The sequence below is a fragment of the Photobacterium sp. Hal280 genome (genome assembly GCF_037162255.1).
Taxonomy (GTDB): Bacteria; Pseudomonadota; Gammaproteobacteria; order Enterobacterales; family Vibrionaceae; genus Photobacterium.
Genome location: NZ_JARLUO010000005.1, coordinates 638,601 through 663,488, shown reverse-complemented (window position 1 = coordinate 663,488; position 24,888 = coordinate 638,601). Strand labels below are relative to the sequence as shown.

General features: G+C 52.6%; 15 protein-coding genes, 3 tRNA genes, 3 rRNA genes, 2 pseudogenes and 1 other annotated feature. Of the genes and pseudogenes, 6 read left to right on the top strand and 17 right to left on the bottom strand.

The features are described from left to right. Positions 1–41 precede the first annotated feature (41 nt). Positions 42–3,484: pseudogene (recC, locus tag P4S53_RS12345) on the bottom strand (exodeoxyribonuclease V subunit gamma). 104 nt (positions 3,485–3,588) lie between these two features. Next, on the bottom strand, positions 3,589–4,560 hold the full coding sequence (locus P4S53_RS12340; RefSeq protein WP_337112895.1) for a TDT family transporter: 972 nt from the start codon (positions 4,558–4,560) through the stop codon (positions 3,589–3,591). Positions 4,561–4,697: 137 nt separating this feature from the next. On the opposite strand from P4S53_RS12340, the pseudogene P4S53_RS12335 reads away from it, so the two are divergent. Beyond that, positions 4,698–5,635 (top strand): annotated as a pseudogene (locus P4S53_RS12335) (LysR substrate-binding domain-containing protein). On the opposite strand, the gene P4S53_RS12330 reads toward P4S53_RS12335, so the two are convergent. Next, positions 5,582–6,265 (bottom strand): DNA-3-methyladenine glycosylase I, encoded by a 684-nt coding sequence (locus tag P4S53_RS12330; RefSeq protein ID WP_337112894.1) that lies wholly within the window; start codon positions 6,263–6,265, stop codon positions 5,582–5,584. The pseudogene P4S53_RS12335 and the gene P4S53_RS12330 overlap by 54 nt on opposite strands. A gap of 96 nt (positions 6,266–6,361) precedes the next feature. On the opposite strand from P4S53_RS12330, the gene P4S53_RS12325 reads away from it, so the two are divergent. Next, the gene (locus tag P4S53_RS12325) at positions 6,362–6,664 is read left to right on the top strand and encodes a YebG family protein (protein ID WP_337112893.1); all 303 of its coding nucleotides are present in this window, start codon (positions 6,362–6,364) and stop codon (positions 6,662–6,664) included. A 257-nt stretch (positions 6,665–6,921) separates the two neighbouring features. After that, positions 6,922–7,953: a 2,3,4,5-tetrahydropyridine-2,6-dicarboxylate N-succinyltransferase gene (gene dapD, locus P4S53_RS12320; protein WP_337112892.1), complete on the top strand. Its 1,032-nt coding sequence runs from the start codon at positions 6,922–6,924 to the stop codon at positions 7,951–7,953. A gap of 63 nt (positions 7,954–8,016) precedes the next feature. On the opposite strand, the gene P4S53_RS12315 is transcribed toward dapD, so the two are convergent. The 13 genes from P4S53_RS12315 to rluD form a co-directional block, all read right to left on the bottom strand. Further along, positions 8,017–8,211 carry a hypothetical protein gene (locus tag P4S53_RS12315; RefSeq protein WP_337112891.1) on the bottom strand — a complete coding sequence of 65 codons (195 nt, stop codon included), beginning with the start codon at positions 8,209–8,211 and terminating at the stop codon, positions 8,017–8,019. Beyond that, the gene (locus P4S53_RS12310; protein ID WP_337112890.1) at positions 8,178–8,342 is read right to left on the bottom strand and encodes a hypothetical protein; all 165 of its coding nucleotides are present in this window, start codon (positions 8,340–8,342) and stop codon (positions 8,178–8,180) included. Before P4S53_RS12310 ends, P4S53_RS12315 begins: the two co-directional genes overlap by 34 nt. A gap of 86 nt (positions 8,343–8,428) precedes the next feature. Continuing rightward, positions 8,429–9,631, bottom strand: coding sequence for a multidrug effflux MFS transporter (locus P4S53_RS12305; RefSeq protein WP_337112889.1), 1,203 nt, complete (start codon positions 9,629–9,631; stop codon positions 8,429–8,431). Between the two features lie 139 nt (positions 9,632–9,770). Beyond that, positions 9,771–10,088 (bottom strand): hypothetical protein, encoded by a 318-nt coding sequence (locus P4S53_RS12300; protein WP_337112888.1) that lies wholly within the window; start codon positions 10,086–10,088, stop codon positions 9,771–9,773. A gap of 220 nt (positions 10,089–10,308) precedes the next feature. After that, a tRNA-Asp gene (locus P4S53_RS12295) sits at positions 10,309–10,385 on the bottom strand. A gap of 41 nt (positions 10,386–10,426) precedes the next feature. Beyond that, a 5S ribosomal RNA gene (gene rrf / locus P4S53_RS12290) occupies positions 10,427–10,542 on the bottom strand. A gap of 240 nt (positions 10,543–10,782) precedes the next feature. After that, positions 10,783–13,672: ribosomal RNA gene (locus P4S53_RS12285) — 23S ribosomal RNA — on the bottom strand. 293 nt (positions 13,673–13,965) lie between these two features. Continuing rightward, positions 13,966–14,041: transfer RNA gene (locus tag P4S53_RS12280), tRNA-Ala, on the bottom strand. A 45-nt stretch (positions 14,042–14,086) separates the two neighbouring features. Beyond that, positions 14,087–14,163: transfer RNA gene (locus tag P4S53_RS12275), tRNA-Ile, on the bottom strand. A gap of 71 nt (positions 14,164–14,234) precedes the next feature. After that, positions 14,235–15,799: ribosomal RNA gene (locus P4S53_RS12270) — 16S ribosomal RNA — on the bottom strand. Together the 16S, 23S and 5S rRNA genes with 3 tRNA genes alongside form the textbook arrangement of a ribosomal RNA operon. Positions 15,800–16,214: 415 nt before the next feature. Beyond that, positions 16,215–18,788: an ATP-dependent chaperone ClpB gene (gene clpB / locus P4S53_RS12265; protein ID WP_337112887.1), complete on the bottom strand. Its 2,574-nt coding sequence runs from the start codon at positions 18,786–18,788 to the stop codon at positions 16,215–16,217. Positions 18,789–18,923: 135 nt separating this feature from the next. After that, on the bottom strand, positions 18,924–19,652 hold the full coding sequence (gene pgeF, locus P4S53_RS12260) for a peptidoglycan editing factor PgeF (RefSeq protein WP_337112886.1): 729 nt from the start codon (positions 19,650–19,652) through the stop codon (positions 18,924–18,926). Position 19,653: 1 nt separating this feature from the next. Then, positions 19,654–20,628, bottom strand: a complete 975-nt coding sequence (rluD, locus tag P4S53_RS12255; RefSeq protein WP_337112885.1) for a 23S rRNA pseudouridine(1911/1915/1917) synthase RluD — start codon at positions 20,626–20,628, stop codon at positions 19,654–19,656. A gap of 140 nt (positions 20,629–20,768) precedes the next feature. Between rluD and bamD the strand changes: the two genes are divergently transcribed. The 3 genes from bamD to pheA all read left to right on the top strand — a co-directional run bounded on the left by bamD (position 20,769) and on the right by pheA (position 23,676). Further along, complete coding sequence (bamD, locus tag P4S53_RS12250; RefSeq protein WP_337114473.1) at positions 20,769–21,494, top strand: outer membrane protein assembly factor BamD; 726 nt, start codon at positions 20,769–20,771, stop codon at positions 21,492–21,494. A 362-nt stretch (positions 21,495–21,856) separates the two neighbouring features. Beyond that, the gene (gene hpf, locus P4S53_RS12245) at positions 21,857–22,216 is read left to right on the top strand and encodes a ribosome hibernation-promoting factor, HPF/YfiA family (protein ID WP_192015694.1); all 360 of its coding nucleotides are present in this window, start codon (positions 21,857–21,859) and stop codon (positions 22,214–22,216) included. Between the two features lie 122 nt (positions 22,217–22,338). Continuing rightward, positions 22,339–22,459, top strand: a sequence feature (Phe leader region). A 38-nt stretch (positions 22,460–22,497) separates the two neighbouring features. After that, complete coding sequence (gene pheA, locus P4S53_RS12240; protein WP_337112884.1) at positions 22,498–23,676, top strand: prephenate dehydratase; 1,179 nt, start codon at positions 22,498–22,500, stop codon at positions 23,674–23,676. 75 nt (positions 23,677–23,751) lie between these two features. Here pheA and tyrA read toward each other — a convergent pair whose 3' ends face one another. Then, a complete protein-coding gene (gene tyrA / locus P4S53_RS12235) occupies positions 23,752–24,879 on the bottom strand; it encodes a bifunctional chorismate mutase/prephenate dehydrogenase (protein ID WP_337112883.1) in 1,128 nt (375 codons plus the stop codon). Positions 24,880–24,888: the final 9 nt, after the last annotated feature.

Genomic DNA, 24,888 nt, shown 5'->3' with positions numbered 1-24,888 from the left:
ACCTGATAACGATTTTGCCGGCGGCCACCTCGCACCTTTCCCTACTCGATCTCTTCAAGATGCATCAGCACAGGCTGCAGCACGCGCTGCGCCCAATCCATGGCCTCAGTAGCAAGCTCGTCCTGCCAGTCCGGCCAGACCCGGGCAATGTAAGCATTGCTGCCTTCACCGCTGAACAGATAACTGTCGTGAAACACCCCGGCCATTTTGGTCAAGGCTTTTTCCAGACTCTCTTCATCCGTCAGCCAGTGGCCGCTTTTGTCCTGTAGTGCATCCAGCCCGGCCTGCGCCGTGCGCGGGAAATAAGGTAAAGGGGAAGACTGCCCGGCCAGATAGCCTTCGGTGAGCACACTCAGTTGCTCTCTGGCATACTCAGCTTCGACCGGCCGCAGGCGGACATGCTTATCAATCCCCAGTACATGGCTATCGGCGGTTATTCCCTGTACCGACATCGCCAGATGCTCGAGCCAGGCATGGAGCAGATCTTGCGTCCGCACTTTGCCGGGCCGGAAGTGAATCACCCCTGCCGCAGTATGATGGCGGATCCAGCCCTGCAACCGACACTGACCTGAGGGAATGACCATCGTCAGATCAATTTCCGGATCCTCAAGCGGCGAGGCAAGTAAAGCGGCAACCCGCTCAGCCAGCGGGGCGATCTGCTGTTGTTCCTGCGCCAGAGTCAGCTCACCAAATGCCGCGATCGGCAAAGTGCCGGCAGCTTGCTGCATCGCCTGAAATTGGTGCATGGCGTCGGATCGGGGCTGTGCTTCGAGCAGCGTGGTCAGTAAATGTGCCCGCAGCTGATAACTCTGCAGGCCATCCAGTGCAAAGGGTTCTTCATCCGCCATCGCCCCTGCGGCGGCATCAAAATAGACCTTGAGACGCCGGTTAAAAAAGTACTGCACCGGCAAACGCCAAAAGCGCTGCAGCTCTGCCATTTCAATCACAGGCAGTGAAGCGGACGACTCCGCCAGATCCATAAGAACAAACGGGGACAGCCCTTGCGACAGGAAATCCACCTTATCCACAGTGAGACGTCGTGCCGCGGGCAGCCATTCGGCCGCATAACTGGGTGAGCTTCCCAGAAAGGCCTGCGGGCTGAATGGCGTCAGTGGATGGTGGTGGATCAGCCATCGGGTCAGACGCTCCGCCGAATCCTCAGGAGACAGCGCGCTGTCCTCTTGCAGGCAAAATCCCTGCTGGCAGTAATCCAGTAACTCACTGAGCAGAACGGACGGCATTTTTTCGCTGTTATCCTGAATCGAGCGCCCGACATAACTGATGTACAGCTGCTGCTGGGCAGACAAGAGCGCTTCAAGAAACAGGTATCTGTCATCGTCACGACGCGAGCGATCACCGGCCCGCTGGCGACCCACCATCAGATCAAAGCCTTCCGGAGCAATGGTGCGCGGATAAACCCCATCATTCATGCCCAGCAGGCAGACCACTTTGAACGGGATAGAACGCATTGGCATCAGGGTACAGAAGTTGATCTGGCCTGCCAGAAAACGCTGACTGACACGCTCGCCGCTCAGCTTGTCATTGAGGTAATCGCGCATGACCGCGGGCGTCAGCGCTTGCTGATAACCGGCATCATCCAGTTGCTGCTCCAGTTGCTGCAGCTTTTCGCGGATCAGACGCAGGACCAGTTCGCCTTCGGTATCGACGCTGAAAAAATCATCCAGCAGCTGGTTCAGCACACTGAACCACTCGCGCGCCGAATGCGGCTGATTGAGCACCTGCCGGTAATGGATTAAGTGCTCGACAAAGACACTGAGCTGACCGGCCAGCTCGGCATCCATACCCTGCACTTCATCATAGGCCAGTATCCCCTGATACAGCCCCGCCTGCGCAGGCATCGCATAGCCAAGCAACATTCGCTGCAGCCCGAACAGCCAGGTATTTTGCTGCTGCACCGGCAGTGCAAACTCGCTCGCCGTGTCTGCATCCAGCCCCCAGCGAATGCCGGCTTCCTCAATCCAGCCCTTCACCTGCATGAAACGGTCACTGTCGAGATGAAACCGCTTCATGATGGCCGGTACTTCCAGCAACTCCGTCAGCTCAGAGGCATGGCAACGGCTATTGGGTAAATCCAGCAAGCGCAGGCAGGCCAGCAGCACAGGGTTTTCCTGATCGGCACTGCGGTCAGAAATGGAAAATGGCAGGTAGCGCTCCGTCGGCGCATTGCCGAAAACAGCCTGAATATAAGGGCTGTAGGCATTGATATCGGCGACCATAACCACGATATCGCGTGGCGACAGATCGGGATCGGCATCCAGCATCGCCAGCAAATTATCGTAGAGAACCTCCACTTCCCGCATCGGCGAGTGGCAGACGTGCACCGACAACGAGCGATCTTGCTCGTCAACCGGCTGTTTGTGTCGGCTGTCGGTCAGCAGCTGGTCATTCACTTTGTCTTCCAGATTCAGGATATCCGACTGAATGCTGTGCAGCAGGCTGTCCGGCGAAATATCGACAAAAGCGTCCACCTCGAAAGCCTGTAATTCAGACAGCAGATACAGATTGTCCCGCCCCAGCTTCCCCAGTGACGCTAACAGGGTGTTGCCCACCGCCGCATCCTGATGGGTCTCGTCAATCAGATTATCTTCCAGCGAGCCTTTGAGTATGCCCACGGCACCGGCCTGCTCGCTGTGTGCATCCCGCCAGATTACCTGCTGACGCTGCTGTGCTGCCAGCCGGGCCAGGTATTTGCGATCTCTGACCTCCCCCCAGTAATGGCGGCAAGGATTGGTAAACATCAGGTGCACATCAATGTGCTGCCCCAAGGCCGCCAGGGCGTCCATATAGCGTGGCGGCAGCGCTGAGATCCCAAACACAAACAAACGCTTGGGTAATCCGTCCGGCAATTGTGTCCCGGACTGCGCGTACTGCGTCAGTGTTTCAATAAAGTGTTGATACAAATTCGCGCGGTGATAAGGCGATTGCCCCTGCGCCAGAATGTGGTCATACAGCGCCTGCCATAACACCGGCTGCCAGGGATGTTCATCCGCCAGCTCAGGATCAATGCGCCCCGCTTCCCATGCCTGGATCCACTCCGGCCGGTACACCAGATACTGGTCAAAAATATCCGCAATTTTCCCCGCCAGCTGAAAGCGGCGCTGCTGATGAGGATCCTCTGCAAGGTAGCGCGCCAGGGGGAAAATTCCGGCTGTTCGAGCAATCCGGGCAGTACCTGCATCAGCGACCAGGTCATGGCGTCTTTATTGAAAGCACTGCGTGCCGGCACATCCGGCAGCACTTTGGTGAACATGTCCCAGATGAAAGTTGCTGGCAGCGGAAAATCAATATTGGCGGCCACGCCCAGCGACTGCGCCAGTTCGAGTTTGAGCCATTGTGACATGCCCGGACTCTGCACCAGAATCTGCTCGGGGATAAAGGGATCTGAAAGCGGATCCCGGCGGATCAGCTCAACCAGCAAAGACTTCAGCAGGTCCAGCTGGTTGGAATGGTAGACAGTAAACACGCATCAGGCTCGCAGGCAGAGAATCATGCCATGATTGTCTACCAAGGCACGCAGGGTGTAAACAGCAGTGCCTGTGATGACCGCCGTCCTTTGGCTTCAACGCGTTACATCGTCGCTCTGCGGTAACCAATCTCAGCGGCGCAATAATGAGCCAGATAGCGCACGATGACATAACTGACCACCCCACTGGCGATGAGCAGCTCCGCCAGAGCCAGCCTCTGAACCTGGTGCGCGTAATCGGCCAGCAGGGGCTGAGAACTCATCCAATGGGCCGTTTTGTACAAGGCGGTCGCCCCGATCACCACAGGAAACGTAAACGCGGCATAAGCCGGACTGAAGGGTAATCGCAACAGTCTGAAGAAGGCCAGATAAATCACCAGGGTCATCAGCAATCCGATACTCGCCAGCAGTGCCACGATCAACACGGAAGGCTGCGCCGTTACTGTCAGATAACCTGCCAGTGACAAACTGGCTGGCGCCGCCAAAATCGCAATGGTCGGCTTGGCGGCATCCGGGACCTGGTGACAGAAAATCAGGCGGTATAACATCACAGGCAGCATCAGGGCGTAAGCACTCAGGCCAAACATCAGCAGAACCTGTGCTAACGGTGCCAGCACACCGCCTGGAAAAGTAACATCAGCCACGATGATCCCCACAGGCGGCACAAACCAGCTAGGCACCATATGGTGCAACTCAAACCGGCTCAAACGATGAAAAACGAAGCAGGCTAAAAACACCAGATGCAAAACCACGGCGACCAGCCATAGTCCCCACCCGGCATGCGGCAGGTATCGCGCCAGCGCAGAGGAAACCACCATCAGTGCCATCGAAAACGTCGGCACGACACTGCCGACCACAGGGTGCTTCAAATCCTGCCACAGTAACTGAGGATGTAAGACAAACTTCACTGCCAGCCCCAGCAGCATCACAGCGGCAATCATAGCGCTGCCGCTTTGTGCCATACCGTGCAATGGCGCCGCGTTTTCCCAACACCAGCCCAGACTGGCAATCGCCAGTGCCAGCCCGGCCATTGGCGTCGGCATCAAGGCAAACAGGTTTTTCAAGACTTGATTCATGATTAGCTCTCCATCACATCCGGTACGTTTTTTTGTTCTTTTTGTCGATAGAGGCAGTGTACTCCTCTGGCATTGTTTAGAATAATTGAATAAATTTAACCAAAGGTTCAATTCAACTTAACCCAATAAGAGTCACGATGAACATTGCGCTGAAACAACTGAGAGTCTTTGTGGCCGTGGCACAGGAGAAAACCATCACGGCTGCCGCGGAACGCCTGTTTCTGACCAAACCGGCTGTCAGCATGGCGCTGGCCGAGCTGGAAAAACAACTCAGCCAGCCGCTGTTCGATCGCCATCACAACCGGCTGACCCTCAACAGTGAAGGCAAACGCCTATTACCTCTGGCTGATGAGCTGCTCCAGCGCACCCAGAGTATTGAGCAACTCTTCGCCCAAACCGGGACGTTGTCCGGCAGCTTGGCCCTGGGTTGCAGCGATACCGTGGGCAATCAGCTCACCCCTTTTCTGCTGCGGGATTTCAGGGCACAGACAGCCCATACCGACCAGTCCCTTCTGATCGGCAATACCGCGGCAATCGTGAAAAAGTTAGGTGATTTTGAGCTGGATATCGGCCTGGTCGAAGGCCGGGTCACGGAAAAACACTTGATAAGCCAACCCTGGCTTCAAGATGAAATGGTGATTATCTGTCATCCTCTGCACCCGTTGCTGACCCAAAACAGACTGTCTCTGACGGATCTGGAACACTCGGAATGGGTCCTCAGGGAAGCCGGATCCGGTACCCGGGATTATTTCCTGCATCATCTCGCCCCCGGTATCGAACACTGGCAGCTGGCCTTTGAACTCAACACCACTGAAGCCATCATCAACAGTGTCAGCGCCGGACTGGGCCTGACCTGCTTATCCCGGCGCGCTGTCTATCATGCGGTACAGGAAAAAGGGTGGCAGAGTTGCCCATCACGCTGAGCAAGCAAAGACAATACTGGCTGGTGTATCACAAAGATAAATACACCAGCCCGCTGTTATCTGCCTTTATTGCATTCTGCCAGCAATGGCAACCAGGCTCAGATCCGGTTATCGCCACCGCTGAAGGCAATGATCTGGCTGATCTGACATAAAGGCCGGCCCGACTCCTGCTGCCAGTCGTTAAACGTGGCCTGTGCCGCCGCCAGGGAGCGCTGGGTGTCCCGACCGCCATCAATGATTCCGGTACTGCGCAGGTAAGCTTCAACATCCTGGCTGAGGATAAAAGTATCTTTGCCCATCACCCGCAACGTATAGGGGCCGGTATTGCCGCCCAAACGTTTCCCTTTGCTTTTCAGATAGTGCCATAAGCCGATAATGTCATCCGAGGGCCAGGCCGCGACCATCGCGGCAAACGAGCCATGCTCTTTCGCGGCTCGGTGGATCATGTATGCATTTTCCGGAATCGTCATAACTTTGCCGAGATGACGGATAATGGCCGGATCTGTGGCTTTGCGCTCCCACATTTCGTTCGGCACCAGCAGCAACTTTTCGATATCAAAGCCAAAAAAGACCGACTCAAAGCCGTCCCACTTACTGCGGACCACTTTCCAGCTCATCCCTGACTGGAACACTTTCTGCGTAAAGGCGGCCAGCCAGCGATCATCGCCAATGGTCGCCAAGGCCTCTTCGCTCAGCGGGGCCGACAACAAGCTTTCCAACGCCGCTTCTCCCCCTTTGCGATCAGCTGCACGGGTATAAATTTGTTCAAATTTTTCTCTCATGCTCACAAGAACACCTTCTGTCAGAACTCAGCACTGGACTATGCCTTTATCCTACTGTATAAAAAACCAGTTAATCAATATCTGGAGAGGGTGACCATGGCTGTTATCGTCAAATATGTAGTAGAGCGCAACGGAGAAGAGAAGATGACTTTTACCTCTAAATCTGAAGCTGATGCCTACGATAAAATGTTGGATATGGCTGACGAGCTGTTTGCTGTTCTGAGTGAAAGCAAACTGCTTGAAGACGAAGCCAAACAGGAAGAATTAGCGCTATTCCTGGCACAAGAGCGTGAAAAAGTCCTTGTCGCTCTGGGGGCTAAAAAAGCCAAACCCGCCGCGAAAAAGAAAGCGGTACAACCCGAAGCCGTGCAAGACGATACTGACAGCGAAGCCGCTTAAGTCCGTCCCCTTTGCGATAAATCATAAACCTCCGCCGGGAGGTTTTTTTATTTCCGGGTTTATTCACAAAGACTGACTTTATATGTGGTTAAGTGCGGATTTTCGTCATTTCTCAGTCATTTTGCCATGAATGGCAGATTTCCCCTTCAATATCCTGCTCAGTCTCTTTATGATGGACCCATCTAACTTTTTCATTATCAGACAGACTGCCCAAACATTGCAGTCGTTATCCCTTTTGACATGGAGACCATTTCATCATGGCGACATTTTCTCTAGCCCTGGGTACCGCGACCAAGAACCGTGACGGTAAAATCATTGAAGCTTTCTTCCCGACCCCGCTGCTGAATCCGGCTCAGTCTCTGGTTGATGCTATCGCAAAAGTTGTTGATTATCAGGAAGGTAATCAAGCTATCGAGGTTACCCCGGCTCAGGCGGCTGAACTCGCCGGCGCTTTCGCAGCGAATGGCGAGCAAGCCAGTGCGGGATTTGCTGAAAAAGCAGCGCAATCCAGCCAGCCTCTTGTGGTGGTTATTCTGGCTGCTGATTCGGCCCCGGCTTCTGTGGCTGAAGGCTTCCTGAAACTACAATTGATTTCTCAGCGTCTGGTTAAACCTCACGGTCTGGTACTGGACGGCATCTTCGGTTTGCTGCACAACATTGCCTGGACCAATCAGGGCCCGATTGATCTGCCTGAACTGGCAGAGCGTCAGATTGAAGCTCGCCTGAACGGCGAGGTGCTGAGCGTCGATTGTGTTGATAAATTCCCGAAAATGGTCGACTACATTGTGCCGGCTGGCGTGCGGATTGCCGATACCTCCCGTGTTCGCCTCGGTGCTCACGTCGGTGAAGGCACCACAGTGATGCACGAAGGTTTCATCAACTTCAACGCCGGCACCACAGGTGTGAGCATGGTTGAAGGCCGTATTTCGGCTGGTGTAGTCGTCGGTAATGGTTCTGATATCGGCGGCGGCGCTTCTATCATGGGTACCCTGAGCGGCGGCGGTAAAGTGGTGATCTCGATTGGTGAAAACAGCCTGCTGGGTGCCAATGCCGGTCTGGGCTTCCCGCTGGGTGACCGCTGTACACTTGAGTCAGGCCTGTATGTTACCGCAGGAACCAAAGTGACGATGCTGGACGCAGACGGCAATGTGGTCGACACAGTCAAAGCGCGCGATCTGGCAGGAAAATCTGACCTGCTGTTCCGTCGTAACTCAGTGACCGGCACGATTGAGTGTCTGACCAACAAAACCGCCGTGGAACTGAACAGCGAACTACACAGCAACAACTGATTTTCATCAATCAGTCTGCATCAACTCAAAAGGCTGCCGCTGGCAGCCTTTTTCTTTACAGTATCAGTAACCTCTTTCCGCCAGCCCGAACTGACTGGCATCTTGTCGGCATTCATCCGGGTATCCCGGGTTAAGCGCAGTCGTCACTGTTTTCTTGCCTGTGCAGTACTCATACCGCCCCTGCAGATAGCCCGCGCGGTACTTTTCATAATCAGATTCAGACATCACGCCAAGTCGGTCCAGGCGTTTTTTTCCCATTCCTGATAACCGTATTCACCATGATACGCTCCCAGCTCTTGCCACTCTCCATGCTGAGATAACTCAGCTTCATATTGGCTGACACAAGCCGAGAGCAAAATCATCATCACCAAACAGATCAGCTGACGCATAAAACCTCCCAGCCAACTGCGATCCGGTGTCTTAAGTATGGAAGAATATCTCTGGCGTGAGAAAGTTTCTCATCTGACGCTATGAATTAAGGCTGGTTCAGATCCAGCGATGCCTGGCGCCCTGATTCGCTTCTGACTCCCAGGTTCACCAATACGATTCCAATAAAAGAAGCGCTTAGTAAGACGCCCCCAAGATGCCAGGGCTCGCTGATCCCCAGCTGTAACAGGAAGTGGCTAATGACAGAAGCCGCGACCATTTGGCAGGCCCCCGACAACGCAGACACAGTCCCGGCTTTTTCAGCGTATGGCACCAATAGCATCGACTGTGCGCACGGAAACGCAATGCCATTTGTCATTGCCAGCAGAAAGTGGGCCACCGACATCCACACCGGATCCAACGGGGCCAACACATACACAGCCGCCGAGACCAATTGCATCAAAGGCGCCAGCTGCAGCATTTTTGCTGTCCCCAATTTTGGCCGTAAACGCTGACACAGCACACCGCCAAAAAGCAGTCCGCACGCCGGGACCATCGCCCACATCGCATACTGGTCAGAACTGATTGCTAACTGAACTTGCATAATGTAAGGCATCATGGAAATTGCCAGTACGACCATGGCAAAGTTGATCCAGCCGATACCGGCAAATGTCAGAAAATGGCGATCTTGAAACAAAGACAGGTAATTACCGGCTAGTTGCTTGACTGAAGGTGGCACGCTCGCTGCATTTAAGGTTTCGCGAAAGCGAAAGACAAGCATGAACCAAACCAATGAAATATAAGCAATCAGCAACACAAAAACTGAAAGCCAGCCCAGATAATGATTGACCATACCGCCAATCACAGGGGCCATAATGGGTGTAAACGCGGCAACAATGGCTAACCAATTCATGGCTTTTGCCAGATTCTGCTTCTGGTAGCTATCCCGGATTGTCGCTCTGGCCAGTACAGACACACTGCCTGCGCCACAGCCCTGAATAAAGCGTCCAAGCAATAATCCGGCAAACGATTCCGCTTTGAAAATCACCAGCGCAACACCGAACAAAGCGATCATCACCCCAGCCAGCAATACCGGCCGGCGACCCAACACATCAGAAAGCGGGCCGTAAACCAGTTGTGAAGGGCCAAAACCTAACAGATAGACGGCAACCAGAAGCTGTGTTTGATCTGAGGTCAATGTCAGATCCTGTCCAATCCAGGGTAATAATGGAAACACCAGGCCAAGACTCAACTGGCCAATACTGACAATCAAACAAGCAAATAACAGGGGTTTCCAATTGAATGCTGGCATACATTTCTCTATCTCGATTACAACACAGATAGTATGCCTGCAAAATGGCCAGGAATAAGCCATCATTGGCAACAGGAGCTATGTCCTGACAGGAAAGAATAGCCGCACTGTTTGACGGCTATGTCATGAAATGAAAGGCTTAGGCGTCGGAATTCTGTGCTTTTTGAATCACATACCGAAACGGATTTGTGAAGGAGAACTTACTGCCCTGAGTCGTAACCCGGCCCTGCTTCATTGCAAGCAGCACTTCACGCTGTATTCTGACTAACGAAAAGAAACGTATCACCATAAACACAATAAATATCGGCATGATAATTTGCGCTATCGGCGCTGATTTTAACAAGAAATCATTACCTAACCAGACTGCAAGCATGACCAGCATCAGGTACAAGGAATGCGGTTTCAGCGTAATCGTGACAGAATCAGCGGCTTCTTGCCGCTCATAGAATAAACTCATGGCAAATTGTCTTTCATCATCCCAGAAAAATTGCTCTAACCCTCTCACAGCCTTATACCTAAGGCAAGCGCTTAACCAACCAAATTGTAACCAGTTTCTCCCCGCTATAACGAGTTCAGGGGCAGGTCATGAGATTTCAATACGTGACGAGCAGTCGAAGAAATGACAACCACTAAATAGCAAAAAACCCAGCCATTACTGACTGGGTTTCTTTAATAAGTGGCGGAGCGGACGGGACTCGAACCCGCGACCCCCGGCGTGACAGGCCGGTATTCTAACCAACTGAACTACCGCTCCACACGGCCGAAACCAGATTGACTCTGATTTCTAAATAGGAAGCCTGGCGATGTCCTACTCTCACATGGGGAGACCCCACACTACCATCGGCGCTGCTGCGTTTCACGTCTGAGTTCGGCATGGGATCAGGTGGGTCCGCAACGCTATGGTCGCCAAGCAAATTCTGTTTGAAAATATCCCGCTGGTTATAAAGCCCGCTATCAGCGTTAAGTTGCTCTCTCGTTCGGTCATTTAGCGAACTAAACTCCCTCTCTCGACTCACAACTTACCTTGCTATCGAACTTTATCCCGGCGCTACCTGAGCAGATGGGATATTTTCACAATTCCGGAAAGTAACTAGTGTTCTCAGCACAACATTCAAGTGCTTATGGAGTCCGTAAAACCCCTTGGGTGTTGTATGGTTAAGCCTCACGGGCAATTAGTACAGGTTAGCTGAGCGCCTCACAACGCTTACACACCCTGCCTATCAACGTTCTAGTCTCGAACAGCCCTTCAGGAGGCTTAAAGCCTCAGGGATGACTCATCTCAGGGCTCGCTTCCCGCTTAGATGCTTTCAGCGGTTATCGATTCCGAACTTAGCTACCGGGCAATGCGTCTGGCGACACAACCCGAACACCAGCGGTTCGTTCACTCCGGTCCTCTCGTACTAGGAGCAACTCCCTTCAATCATCCAGCGCCCACGGCAGATAGGGACCGAACTGTCTCACGACGTTCTAAACCCAGCTCGCGTACCACTTTAAATGGCGAACAGCCATACCCTTGGGACCGACTTCAGCCCCAGGATGTGATGAGCCGACATCGAGGTGCCAAACACCGCCGTCGATATGAACTCTTGGGCGGTATCAGCCTGTTATCCCCGGAGTACCTTTTATCCGTTGAGCGATGGCCCTTCCATTCAGAACCACCGGATCACTATGACCTGCTTTCGCACCTGCTCGAACCGTCATTCTCGCAGTTAAGCGGGCTTATGCCATTGCACTAACCTCACGATGTCCGACCGTGATTAGCCCACCTTCGTGCTCCTCCGTTACGCTTTGGGAGGAGACCGCCCCAGTCAAACTACCCACCAGGCACTGTCCGCACCCCGGATAACGGGGCGACGTTAGAACATCAACACGACAAGGGTGGTATTTCAAGGACGGCTCCACAGATACTGGCGTACCTGCTTCGAAGCCTCCCACCTATCCTACACATGTAGGGTCAATGTTCAGTGCCAAGCTGTAGTAAAGGTTCACGGGGTCTTTCCGTCTAGCCGCGGGTACGCAGCATCTTCACTGCGATTTCAATTTCACTGAGTCTCGGGTGGAGACAGCGTGGCCATCATTACGCCATTCGTGCAGGTCGGAACTTACCCGACAAGGAATTTCGCTACCTTAGGACCGTTATAGTTACGGCCGCCGTTTACCGGGGCTTCGATCAAGAGCTTCTCCGAAGATAACCCCATCAATTAACCTTCCGGCACCGGGCAGGCGTCACACCGTATACGTCATCTTTCGATTTTGCACAGTGCTGTGTTTTTAATAAACAGTTGCAGCCACCTGGTATCTGCGACTCTCAGCAGCTCCATCCGCGAGGGACTTCACCGCCAAGAGCGTACCTTCTCCCGAAGTTACGGTACCATTTTGCCTAGTTCCTTCACCCGAGTTCTCTCAAGCGCCTTGGTATTCTCTACCCGACCACCTGTGTCGGTTTGGGGTACGATTGCTTATTATCTGAAGCTTAGAGGCTTTTCCCGGAAGCATGGCATCAATGACTTCATCACCGTGGTGACTCGACATCGGGTCTCAGCCTTAGTGCAGAACCGGATTTGCCTAATTCTGCAGCCTACACCCTTGAACCAGGACAACCGTCGCCTGGCCCACCTAGCCTTCTCCGTCCCCCCATCGCAATAATAAGCAGTACGGGAATATTAACCCGTTTCCCATCGACTACGCCTTTCGGCCTCGCCTTAGGGGTCGACTTACCCTGCCCCGATTAACGTTGGACAGGAACCCTTGGTCTTCCGGCGAGGGGGTTTTTCACCCCCTTTGTCGTTACTCATGTCAGCATTCGCACTTCTGATACGTCCAGCATGCCTTACAGCACACCTTCAACCGCTTACAGAACGCTCCCCTACCCAATACGATAAATCGCATTGCCGCAGCTTCGGTGTATCACTTAGCCCCGTTAAATCTTCCGCGCAGGCCGACTCGACCAGTGAGCTATTACGCTTTCTTTAAATGATGGCTGCTTCTAAGCCAACATCCTGGCTGTCTGAGCCTTCCCACATCGTTTCCCACTTAGTGATACTTTGGGACCTTAGCTGGCGGTCTGGGTTGTTTCCCTCTCCACGACGGACGTTAGCACCCGCCGTGTGTCTCCCGGATAGTACTTACTGGTATTCGGAGTTTGCAAAGGGTTGGTAAGTCGGGATGACCCCCTAGCCTTAACAGTGCTCTACCCCCAGTAGTATTCGTCCGAGGCGCTACCTAAATAGCTTTCGGGGAGAACCAGCTATCTCCAGGTTTGATTGGCCTTTCACCCCTAGCCACAAGTCATCCGCTAATTTTTCAACATTAGTCGGTTCGGTCCTCCAGTAAGTGTTACCTCACCTTCAACCTGCCCATGGCTAGATCACCTGGTTTCGGGTCTAATCCCAGCAACTGTACGCCCAGTTAAGACTCGGTTTCCCTACGGCTCCCCTATACGGTTAACCTTGCTACTGAAATTAAGTCGCTGACCCATTATACAAAAGGTACGCAGTCACACCACGAAGGTGCTCCTACTGCTTGTACGTACACGGTTTCAGGTTCTTTTTCACTCCCCTCACAGGGGTTCTTTTCGCCTTTCCCTCACGGTACTGGTTCACTATCGGTCAGTCAGGAGTATTTAGCCTTGGAGGATGGTCCCCCCATGTTCAGACAGGATAACACGTGTCCCGTCCTACTCGTTTTCACGCTTAAAGCATCGTCGGTTACGGGGCTGTCACCCTGTATCGCGGCCCTTTCCAGGGACCTTCACCTGACACTAAAAACGCTTAAGGGCTAATCCGGTTTCGCTCGCCGCTACTGCCGGAATCTCGGTTGATTTCTCTTCCTCGGGGTACTTAGATGTTTCAGTTCCCCCGGTTCGCCTCACCAGGCTATGTATTCACCTGATGATAACTGCTTATGCAGCTGGGTTTCCCCATTCGGAAATCGGTGACTCAAGTGGCTCTTACTGCCTCATCACCGCTTATCGCAAGTTAGTACGTCCTTCATCGCCTCTGACTGCCCAGGCATCCACCGTGTACGCTTAGTCACTTAACCATACAACCCCAAGAGGTTTCGTATGTTCAAACAACCAAGGTTGTGTCTCTGACAAAGAGACAATTGGTTTATTCGCCGGACTCATGTTGTCTTCACCGCAGTGAACACAACGAACACAAGACACTTGAATGTGTATTGCTTGAGAACTCTGTTTCTCTCGAAACAGTTTGTATCCAATCTCTAGGATTGAATTTACTAGTCAGCTTTCCAGATTGTTAAAGAGCATGTGAATTATCGACAGATAACCACTTTGTAACCACACTCGCCCTGTGCAGGGGAATGTACTTAAAGAGTGGTGGAGCTAAGCAGGATCGAACTGCTGACCTCCTGCGTGCAAGGCAGGCGCTCTCCCAGCTGAGCTATAGCCCCATCGAGTATTGCAAGAGTGTTGAACCACTGCATTTGGGAAGACAGTGGTGGGTCTGAGTGGACTTGAACCACCGACCTCACCCTTATCAGGGGTGCGCTCTAACCACCTGAGCTACAGACCCTTCTCTTGCGCTCTTAACGATTTCGACCAGGCAATCTGTGTGGACACTGCGTCAGCGACACAGTCTTTAGGTAAGGAGGTGATCCAGCCCCAGGTTCCCCTAGGGCTACCTTGTTACGACTTCACCCCAGTCATGAACCACACCGTGGTAAACGCCCTCCCGAAGGTTAAGCTATCTACTTCTGGTGCAGCCCACTCCCATGGTGTGACGGGCGGTGTGTACAAGGCCCGGGAACGTATTCACCGTGGCATTCTGATCCACGATTACTAGCGATTCCGACTTCATGGAGTCGAGTTGCAGACTCCAATCCGGACTACGACGTACTTTGTGGGATTCGCTCACTATCGCTAGCTCGCAGCCCTCTGTATACGCCATTGTAGCACGTGTGTAGCCCTACTCGTAAGGGCCATGATGACTTGACGTCGTCCCCACCTTCCTCCGGTTTATCACCGGCAGTCTCCCTGGAGTTCCCACCCGAAGTGCTGGCAAACAAGGATAAGGGTTGCGCTCGTTGCGGGACTTAACCCAACATTTCACAACACGAGCTGACGACAGCCATGCAGCACCTGTCTCAGAGTTCCCGAAGGCACCAATCCATCTCTGGAAAGTTCTCTGGATGTCAAGAGTAGGTAAGGTTCTTCGCGTTGCATCGAATTAAACCACATGCTCCACCGCTTGTGCGGGCCCCCGTCAATTCATTTGAGTTTTAATCTTGCGACCGTACTCCCCAGGCGGTCTACTTAACGCGTTAGCTCCGAAAGCCAGTGTTCAAGACACCAACCTCCAAGTAGACATCGTTTACGGCGTGGACTACCAGGGTATCTAATCCTGTTTGCTCCCCACGCTTTCGCATCTGAGCGTCAGTCTTTGTCCAGGGGGCCGCCTTCGCCACCGGTATTCCTTCAGATCTCTACGCATTTCACCGCTACACCTGAAATTCTACCCCCTCTACAAGACTCTAGCCTGCCAGTTCCAAATGCGATTCCGAGGTTGAGCCCCGGGCTTTCACATCTGGCTTAACACGCCGCCTGCATGCGCTTTACGCCCAGTAATTCCGATTAACGCTCGCACCCTCCGTATTACCGCGGCTGCTGGCACGGAGTTAGCCGGTGCTTCTTCTGCAGCTAACGTCAAAGATGGCATCTATTAAACACCAACTCTTCCTCACTGCTGAAAGTGCTTTACAACCCGAAGGCCTTCTTCACACACGCGGCATGGCTGCATCAGGGTTTCCCCCATTGTGCAATATTCCCCACTGCTGCCTCCCGTAGGAGTCTGGACCGTGTCTCAGTTCCAGTGTGGCTGATCATCCTCTCAGACCAGCTAGGGATCGTCGCCTAGGTGAGCCGTTACCCCACCTACTAGCTAATCCCACCTGGGCCAATCCTGACGCGAGAGGCCCGAAGGTCCCCCTCTTTGCTCCCATCTCGTAAAAGACAGGAGATTATGCGGTATTAGCCATCGTTTCCAATGGTTATCCCCCACATCAGGGCATGTTCCCAGGCATTACTCACCCGTCCGCCGCTCGCCGCCCATCAACGCACCCGAAGGATTGTTGATGTCGCTGCCGCTCGACTTGCATGTGTTAGGCCTGCCGCCAGCGTTCAATCTGAGCCATGATCAAACTCTTCAATTAAAGTTTTGTTGCCTTCCCGAAGGAAAGCGGCTCAGTGATTACTGATGTTTCAACCGAAGTTGAAACGAATTGACTGTGCCGGTAACCCTTTTATAAAAAGTGCTACCAATTGGTCACTCAGTTCACTAATAAATCTTTGATGACTGTATCATTGTCGAGTGCCCACACAGATTGCATGGTCAAATTGTTAAAGAGCTTCTGACATGGCCTTGGCTGTAAGCGCCGTTCTCCGTGTCAGTGAGGCGGCATTATAGAGAGTTCGCGCACCTTGGCAAGCGTAAAATCACAAATAAATTTCAATAGGTTTCTTTTTGAACAAACATCGAGTTTACGATTAAAAAACGCACAAAACAGAAACGGGAGATACAAAAAAGCCTGCAATCGAGCAGGCTTTTCTTACTTTAGTATCACGATTTTATTGGCTGGCAGAGATATGCTCATCCTTGGCGGCCAGCACAATTGGCTTATCAACGGTTAATTTCCCGGAAAGAATATCCTGCGCCAATGGGTTTTCAATGTATTGCTGGATTGCTCGTTTCAGTGGTCGAGCCCCATAAACCGGATCGAAACCTGCACTTGCAATCAAATCCAATGCAGAATCTTCTACTTTCAGTTCAAAGCCTTTTTCCTCCAGCCGATCGCTCAGGCGACCAATCTGAATTCGTGCGATATCTTTGATGTGTTTATCACCCAGAGGGTGGAACACAACGGTTTCATCGACACGGTTAATGAACTCCGGGCGGAAGTGATGACCCACAACGTCCATCACCAACTGTTTGATGCCGTCATAATCAAGCTCACCAAAGTGCTCCTGAATCCGATCTGACCCCAGGTTCGATGTCATGATGATGACGCTGTTACGGAAGTCGACCGTTCTGCCCTGTCCGTCAGTAAGACGGCCATCATCAAGCACCTGCAGCAAAATGTTGAACACGTCCGGATGCGCCTTTTCTACTTCATCCAGTAAAATGACGGAATAAGGACGCCGGCGAACCGCTTCGGTCAGGTATCCGCCTTCTTCATAGCCAACATAACCCGGAGGTGCACCAACAAGCCGGGCAACGGAGTGTTTCTCCATGAACTCTGACATATCAATACGCACCATGGCGTCATCACTGTCGAACATGAAGTTAGCCAGCGCCTTGCACAACTCTGTTTTACCGACCCCTGTCGGACCGAGGAACAGGAATGAACCAATCGGCCGGTTCGGATCAGATAATCCAGCCCGGCTGCGGCGGATCGCATTGGCCACCGAATTCACAGCTTCGTCCTGACCAATGACCCGCTGATGCAGTGCTTCTTCCATTCGCAGTAGTTTATCGCGTTCGCCTTCCAGCATACGAGATACCGGAATACCGGTCTGGCGTGACAACACCTCGGCAATCTCAGCATCTGTAACCCGGTTTTTCAGCAGACTCATTTCCTGCATTTCTGCCTGGGCAGCCAGATCGAGCTGTTTCTCCAGTTCTGGTATCTTGCCGTACTGCAACTCAGACATGCGATTCAGATCCCCCGCACGCCGGGCAATCTCCATGTCGGTTCTCGCCTGTTCCAACTCCGCTTTAATATGCTGTGTGCCGGACAGCGCTGCTTTTTCTGCTTTCCAGACTTCTTCCAGTTCAGCGTACTCGCTCTCTTTACCTTCCAGTTCTTCACTGAGTACGGCTAAGCGCTTCTGACTGGCATCGTCGTTTTCTTTCGACAGGGCCTGCTGTTCGATTTTCAGCTGAATGATTCGGCGCTCAAGACGATCCAGAGATTCCGGTTTGGAATCAATTTGCATACGAATACTGGAAGCCGCTTCATCGATCAGATCGATCGCCTTGTCAGGCAACTGGCGATCAGAAATATACCGGTGCGACAGGCTGGCCGCCGCGACAATCGCCGGATCGGTAATTTCGACATGATGATGCAGCGCATAACGCTCTTTCAGGCCCCGCAAAATCGCGATGGTATCTTCAACGTTTGGCTCTTCCACCAGCACTTTCTGGAAACGACGCTCCAGTGCGGCGTCTTTTTCGATAAACTGACGGTACTCGTCTAATGTGGTTGCCCCCACACAATGAAGCTCACCTCGGGCCAGCGCAGGTTTCAGCATGTTACCGGCATCCATGGCGCCCTCACCTTTACCGGCGCCAACCATGGTATGCAGCTCATCAATAAAGAGGATGACACTGCCCTCTTCCTGCGCCAGTTCGTTCAAGACTGATTTGAGGCGCTCTTCAAACTCGCCACGGTATTTGGCACCCGCAATCAGTGCCCCCATATCCAAGGACAGGACACGCTTATTGCGCAGCCCTTCAGGCACTTCGCCATTGACAATACGCTGGGCAAGACCTTCAACAATTGCGGTTTTACCCACCCCCGGCTCACCAATCAGGACCGGATTATTCTTTGTGCGGCGCTGCAAGACCTGAATCGTCCGGCGGATTTCTTCATCACGGCCGATCACAGGATCCAGCTTGCCTTGCTCGGCGCGCTCGGTCAGATCTATAGTGAACTTTTCCAGCGCCTGACGGTTTTCTTCGGCATTGGGATCATCGACTTTCTGACCACCGCGGATTTTCTCAATTGCCTGTTCAACTTTTTCTGCACTCAAGCCAAACTTACGCAATAGCTCACCCAGCGGACCTTTGTCGTCCACCGCCGCCAGAATGAACAGCTCGGAAGAGATGTATTTGTCTTTGCGTTTCTGGGCCAGTTTGTCGCACATGTTAAATAACACGCCCATGCCATGGGACAGTTGAACATCACCGCCGATACCGCTGACTTTAGGTAAACGGTCGAGCTGTTCGGACAGACTGGAACGCAATTGGGTAATATCTACATTCAGCAGAGTCAGCAGCGGGCGCGTGGTGCTGCTGTCCTGATTCATCAGTGCCATCATCAAATGCACAGGTTCGATGTACTGATGGTCTCGTCCTAAAGCCAGCGACTGCGCATCAGAAATCGCTAATTGAAATTTGCTTGTAAACCGGTCAAGACGCATAAGTCCTCCACTCTAGATATGACCTTGTCATTATCTTTGTATATGGTTGCGCGCTTTGTGCTTTTCAAGCATAAAATGTGGGGATATTAGAAAGCGACGCATGGCCGCTGCATTGAAAGAGAGTATGGGATAAGTTTATTTTTCCAGCCAGATCAAACTGGCCTGACGTCCGGTGACGCCATCCCGGCGATAAGAAAAGAAACGGGAAGCGTCACTGACCGTACACTCGCTGCCACCAAAAACCTGAGTCACACCCAGACGGTGTAAACGTAATCGGGCCAGCTGATAGATATCCGCCAGCCATTTGTCACCTTTTGGCAGGAATGCAGATTCTGCGGCCGAATCATCGGCCAGAAATTGCGCCCTGACTTCCCCGCCGACCTCAAAAGCTTGCGGCCCAATCGCGGGTCCCAGCCAGGCCAGTAATTGATTCGGCGCTTGCGCAAAACAAGCCACCGTTTGTTCAATAATACCGTCAGCCAAACCTCGCCACCCGGCATGCACAGCCCCCACTTGGGTGCCCTGTCGATCGCACAGCAATACCGGTAAGCAATCTGCTGTCATCACAGTACAGGCAATACCATTTTCCCGGGTCACGCTGGCATCCGCATGCGGGATCTGGGTGAGTGGTCCCTGCAGATCCAGCACTATGGTGCTATGAGTTTGCGACAACCAGGCGGGCGCATGCGCTAAACCCAGTTGCTGCTGTAGCCATTGACGATTATGCGCAACAGCTGCCGGCTCATCACCCACATGATCCCCCAGATTGAGACCCGCATAGGGCCCCTGGCTGATCCCCCCGAAACGGGTGGTACTAATGGCTTTGACATTCGCAGGCGCTGGCCAGTCTGGGGTCATCCACATCTCAGTAATCGTCCTCGGGATGGTCAAGCTTGTCCTGACGCAGGATCTCAACGAGAGCCACCATATCTTTCGGTGTCTCTGCGTGCCATTCCATTAACTCACCGGTGATTGGGTGATCAAGCCGCAGCATACGAGCATGCAGCGCCTGACGATCAAAAGTCCGGAGCGCTTGAATCACTTCCTGAGAAGCATTTCTTGGCGGACGCGGACGACCGCCGTACAGGGTATCCCCCACCAGCGGATGCGACAGATAGGCCATGTGAACACGAATCTGGTGAGTACGGCCTGTTTCCAGACGCAGCACCAGGCTGGTGTGTTCACGAAAGTGCTCCGCGACACGATAATGGGTGATCGCCGGTTTGCCCAGCTCATGCACTGCCATTGATGTGCGCTTGGTGGAGTGACGGCCAATCGGCTTTTCAACCACGCCACCCCCGGTCATTTTGCCCATGGCAACCGCTTCATATTCACGGGTAATTTTACGTTTTTGCAGCGCACGAACCAGTCGGGTCTGAGCCTGGATCGTTTTCGCCACGACCATCAGGCCCGTGGTGTCTTTATCAAGACGGTGCACAATACCGGCTCGCGGCACTTCGGCGAGAGACGGGCAGTGATGTAACAGTGCATTGAGCACAGTGCCGTCCGGCGTGCCGGCTCCCGGATGGACCACAAAATCACGTGGCTTGTTAATCACCAGCAGGTGTTCATCTTCATACACAATGTTGAGCGGAATGTCTTGCGCTATCCAGCGCTCCTCATCTTCAATCTCAGCCACAACCGTGAGTTTTTCACCGCCCATCATTTTCAGGCGGGGTTTAGTCACCACTGCGCCATTGACGCAGACGCTGCCATTGAGAATCCAGTCTTTAATCCGCGAACGGGAATAATCGGAAAACAGTTCAGCCAGCGCCTGATCAAGGCGTTGACCAAGCTGACTATCGTTTACTATGTTGCTTAACTCTATTTGCTGTGCCATAAAGAACTTTTTCAAAAAGCGTGAGACTAAAGCCTAAACGCTGCGTAAAATGACAGATATTAGTTGTCATTGTATCTGTTAACGGCGCTGACCGTAATGGATCACAGAAATAAATTATGACCAAGGAAACTGACGCCGCAATGAAACGCCTGATAATCACGACATTTCTTGCCGCCGCTATTGTGTCTGGTTGCTCCAGTACAGAGGAAGTGGTACCGGATATTCCGCCTTCTGAGCTGTACGGCAGTGCTCAGCAAGCCTTACAAAGTGGTAGCTGGGTCACAGCCATTGAAAGATTAGAAGCTCTGGATTCTCGTTATCCGTTCGGCGCTTATTCGGAGCAGGTGCAGCTTGATCTGATTTACGCCTATTACAAGAACGATGATCTGGCGCTCGGCGAAGCCACCATAGATCGCTTTACCCGATTAAACCCCACCCATGAAAAAGCAGACTGGGTGCTCTATATGCGTGGTCTGACGCACATGGCCCAGGATCGTTCTTTCATGCACGATGTGTTTGACATTGATCGCCACGACAGGGATCCGGAACCGGCTCGTCAGGCATTTCGTGACTTTAAGCGCCTGCTGGATCGCTACCCGGCCAGCCAGTACGCCGCAGATGCCAAAGCAAGACTGGTTTACCTGAAAAACCGTCTGGCCAATTACGAGTTAGCTGCTGCCGACTTTTATATCCGCCGTGAAGCCTGGGTGGCCGCCGTCAACCGCTGCCAGCAAATTCAGCGTTTATATCCGGATACGGAAGCGGCACGTCAATCGCTGCCGCTGATGCAAACCGCGTATGAAAAGCTGGGCCTGGAAAAGCCGGCCGAACATGCTCAACGACTGATTGATCTGAATCCGGCATAATCACAATACAGATCAAACGACAAACGGCAGCCAGATGGCTGCCGTTTTTTATGCTTGCAGATGACCGCACTCAATCTGATTTCAGAGGTTCCCGACATTCATGGCGAAACACGCTGCTTCAGGCCGAAAAACGCCCCTGAGCAGCACTGGCCGCCAGTCATCAACTCACTCCATACTGCCGCATTCATCATGCCCCCGACAAGGGGTTTTTATTCATTTTCTTGTCACAAAGCAGAACAAGTCACAGAAATAAATTGGTGAATTATTTTACTCATCAAAGTTGATCCAGATCACTTTATTCGCGATTGAGAAGAGTAATCTGAAGTTAACCCACCAAGGGGTAGCAAAACAGGAGAGAGACTATGCAAGTAGAAGTCACAGGCAAAAACATTGATGTCACCCCTGCTATCCGTGAGCGCATTGAAGAAAAATTCAGTAAGTTAGAGCGCTTTCAAGTCCCGCTGATCGGCAAACATGCTGTTATCAGCCAAGAACCTAACCGGCACTTCAAGGTGGAAGCAACAGCCGGCATTCCAGGGGGGAACATTGTGGCATCCTCTGAACAGGAAAATATGTACGCCGCCATTAAAGACATGTATCAGAAACTGGAGCGACAGCTGAGCAAGCAATCACACAAATCGGAAGCACGTCGAGCCAGTCACAGCCAGAAGCCTGTGTTGACTGAAGCCGAAATCGCAGAAGAAGAAGACTTCGAAGCCTGAACCCTTCCTATCAAGCCCTGCCGCATGGCGGGGCTTTTTATTCTTGACAAGATCATCGACTCGCCATAGGGTGATTCCTAGACAGTATTTAGCCAGCATATTCACGAGACAGCCTGACACATGATTCAATACGCAATGTTTTTCTTTCACTTCTTTTTTCGCTCACCTTAAGTGGGGGCTATCGTTACGCAAGAAAGCAGCGAAAGACGAACAGCAAGCCTCCCAATCGGGGGGCTTTTTTGTAAGCATAACTATAAAATACGCACAGACAGGGAACCAGAATGACCAAAAGCTATCACTCACTGGACGAGATCCGAACCCATGTCACTCGGATAGACAATGAAATTCTGGCGCTACTGGCAGAACGGCGTCAGCTGAGCCTGGAAGTCGCCAAAAGCAAAATCAAAACCACCAAACCTGTCCGGGATCAGGAAAGAGAGCAAGCGCTGTTACTGAGGCTGATTGATGCAGGTAAGCAACATCAGCTGGATGCCAACTATGTTACTCAGATCTTTCATACCATTATTGAAGACTCTGTGCTTTTCCAGCAGGCTTATCTGCAAAAGCTGACCAACCCTGACAGCCTTCAGCCTGTGGTTCGCGTGTCTTTTCTGGGCGCCAAGGGATCCTATTCCAACCTGGCCAGCCGTCAGTACTTCAGCCGAAAGCAAACCAAACTGGTTGAGATGAGCTGTTCCAATTTCCGTGATGTGGTGAATGTGGTAGAAACCGGTCAGGCTGACTACGGCGTCCTGCCGATTGAAAACACCAGTTCCGGTTCCATTAACGAAGTTTACGATTTGCTGCAGCACACCAGTTTGTCGATTGTGGGCGAAATTACCCAGCCGATTGAACACTGTCTGCTGACAGCCGTGCCGACCTCGCTGGATCAAATTGATACCCTGTATTCCCATCCGCAACCCCACCAGCAATGCAGTGAGTACCTTCGCACCATGGGGGACATTAAGCAGGAATATACTTCCAGCACTGCGGATGCCATGCAGCAGGTCGCTGAGCTCAAGCAGCCGAACGTTGCCGCGATTGGCAATGCGTCCAGCGGTGAGCTGTATGGTTTAACCCCGCTGAAAACCGGTATTGCCAACCAGCAGGAAAACTTTACCCGCTTTATTGTGGTTGCCCGAAAAGCAGTCGATGTCACGCCGCTGATCCCGGCCAAGACCACACTCATCATGTCGACCGGACAGAAACCCGGTTCGCTGGTTGAATGTCTGCTGGTGCTGCGCAACCTCAACATCAATATGGCCAAGCTGGAATCACGGCCGGTGATCGGCAATCCATGGGAAGAAATGTTCTATGTGGATGTTGAAACCAATTTGAAATCCGAGGCCATGCAGCAGGCACTGGAAGAGCTGACCCGACTGACACGATTTATTAAGGTGTTAGGCTGTTATCCCAGCGAAAACGTCAAACCGACCGAAGTCGATTATCTGGAAGAATAAACAGAGTAAGGCCAGCAAACGCTGGCCTTCTTTTTAGGTAAACAGAAACACATAGAGCGACAGCAACGAATCCGATCAGCCTCTGTGGGTCGCATCGTTTGCCTGTCGTAATAATGACTGGCTTTCTTTCAAAAAGCGTCCGGCGTAATCACCAAACCAGCTTTCCACCTGATCAAATGCCTGCTTGAACGCCGCTTTATCTTTGTTTTCCAGAATGGCGATGGCGTCACCAAAGCGCTGGTGAAAACGCTTAATCATGGCCAGGTTTTGCGGCGAAGACATGATGATATCGGCATAGAGCTGCCCGTCCTGAGCAAACAGCCGTCCGACCATCGCCAATTCCAGACGGTAGATTGGTGAGCTGAGAGACAACAGCTGATCTAAACGCGGATCTTCTTCGGCCAGATGAACACCATACACAAATGACGTGAAATGCCGCAGTGCCTGAATCAGGGTCATCCCCTGATCATGCTCAATGGCACTGATCCGGTTCAGGCTCGCACCCCAGATCTGGATCTGCTCCAGCAACCACTGGTAGCTTTCCGGGTTACGCCCGTCACAGTAAACCACCACTTGTTTAGCCAGGCTGCTGATGTCCGGTCCGAACATCGGATGCAGCCCCACCACAGGTCCCTGGTGCGCTTCCAGCATTGCCTGCACCGGCCCGCTCTTAATTGAGGTCAGATCCGCCAGAATGCAATCATCCGGTAGCTCAGGCAGACGGCGGATCACTTGCTCAGTCAGATGAATCGGCACAGTTACCACAACCATGCCGGCATCTTTGAGCAATTCATCCGCTTTGTCCCAGTCCTGACTCCCCAGGATACGTACCTGATAACCCGATAACTCAAACAGACGACAGAACAGGCGGCCCAGCTGACCATGTCCCCCAACGACAACGATCGGGCGCAATTCCGGCTTCAGGCATTTAAAACCTGAATCATTTTCACTGGCATAAGATTCACGCATGGTGCGGCGCAGAATATCTTCGATCAGATCGGGCGGCACGCCCTGATCAGCGGCTTCCTGTCGCCGAGAGGCGAGCATGGCGGCTTCACGATCCGGGGCATAAATCGGCAGACCGTGCTGGCTTTTTACATGGCCGACTTCTTCGACCAAAGCCAGGCGGCGCGCCAACAGCGCGACCATCTGCTTATCGACTTCATCAATTTGATCTCGTAATGTGCTCAGTTCCGCAACCATTCGTCTCTT

Excerpts from the sequence above, each read along its gene's own strand:
- P4S53_RS12340 (WP_337112895.1), bottom strand. The coding sequence starts at position 4,560 with ATGAATCAAGTCTTGAAAAACCTGTTTGCCTTGATGCCGACGCCAATG.
- P4S53_RS12330 (WP_337112894.1), bottom strand. The coding sequence starts at position 6,265 with ATGAGAGAAAAATTTGAACAAATTTATACCCGTGCAGCTGATCGCAAA.
- P4S53_RS12325 (WP_337112893.1), top strand. The coding sequence starts at position 6,362 with ATGGCTGTTATCGTCAAATATGTAGTAGAGCGCAACGGAGAAGAGAAG.
- dapD (WP_337112892.1), top strand. The coding sequence starts at position 6,922 with ATGGCGACATTTTCTCTAGCCCTGGGTACCGCGACCAAGAACCGTGAC.
- P4S53_RS12315 (WP_337112891.1), bottom strand. The coding sequence starts at position 8,211 with ATGGGAAAAAAACGCCTGGACCGACTTGGCGTGATGTCTGAATCTGAT.
- P4S53_RS12310 (WP_337112890.1), bottom strand. The coding sequence starts at position 8,342 with ATGCGTCAGCTGATCTGTTTGGTGATGATGATTTTGCTCTCGGCTTGT.
- P4S53_RS12305 (WP_337112889.1), bottom strand. The coding sequence starts at position 9,631 with ATGCCAGCATTCAATTGGAAACCCCTGTTATTTGCTTGTTTGATTGTC.
- P4S53_RS12300 (WP_337112888.1), bottom strand. The coding sequence starts at position 10,088 with ATGAGTTTATTCTATGAGCGGCAAGAAGCCGCTGATTCTGTCACGATT.
- clpB (WP_337112887.1), bottom strand. The coding sequence starts at position 18,788 with ATGCGTCTTGACCGGTTTACAAGCAAATTTCAATTAGCGATTTCTGAT.
- pgeF (WP_337112886.1), bottom strand. The coding sequence starts at position 19,652 with ATGTGGATGACCCCAGACTGGCCAGCGCCTGCGAATGTCAAAGCCATT.
- rluD (WP_337112885.1), bottom strand. The coding sequence starts at position 20,628 with ATGGCACAGCAAATAGAGTTAAGCAACATAGTAAACGATAGTCAGCTT.
- bamD (WP_337114473.1), top strand. The coding sequence starts at position 20,769 with ATGAAACGCCTGATAATCACGACATTTCTTGCCGCCGCTATTGTGTCT.
- hpf (WP_192015694.1), top strand. The coding sequence starts at position 21,857 with ATGCAAGTAGAAGTCACAGGCAAAAACATTGATGTCACCCCTGCTATC.
- pheA (WP_337112884.1), top strand. The coding sequence starts at position 22,498 with ATGACCAAAAGCTATCACTCACTGGACGAGATCCGAACCCATGTCACT.
- tyrA (WP_337112883.1), bottom strand. The coding sequence starts at position 24,879 with ATGGTTGCGGAACTGAGCACATTACGAGATCAAATTGATGAAGTCGAT.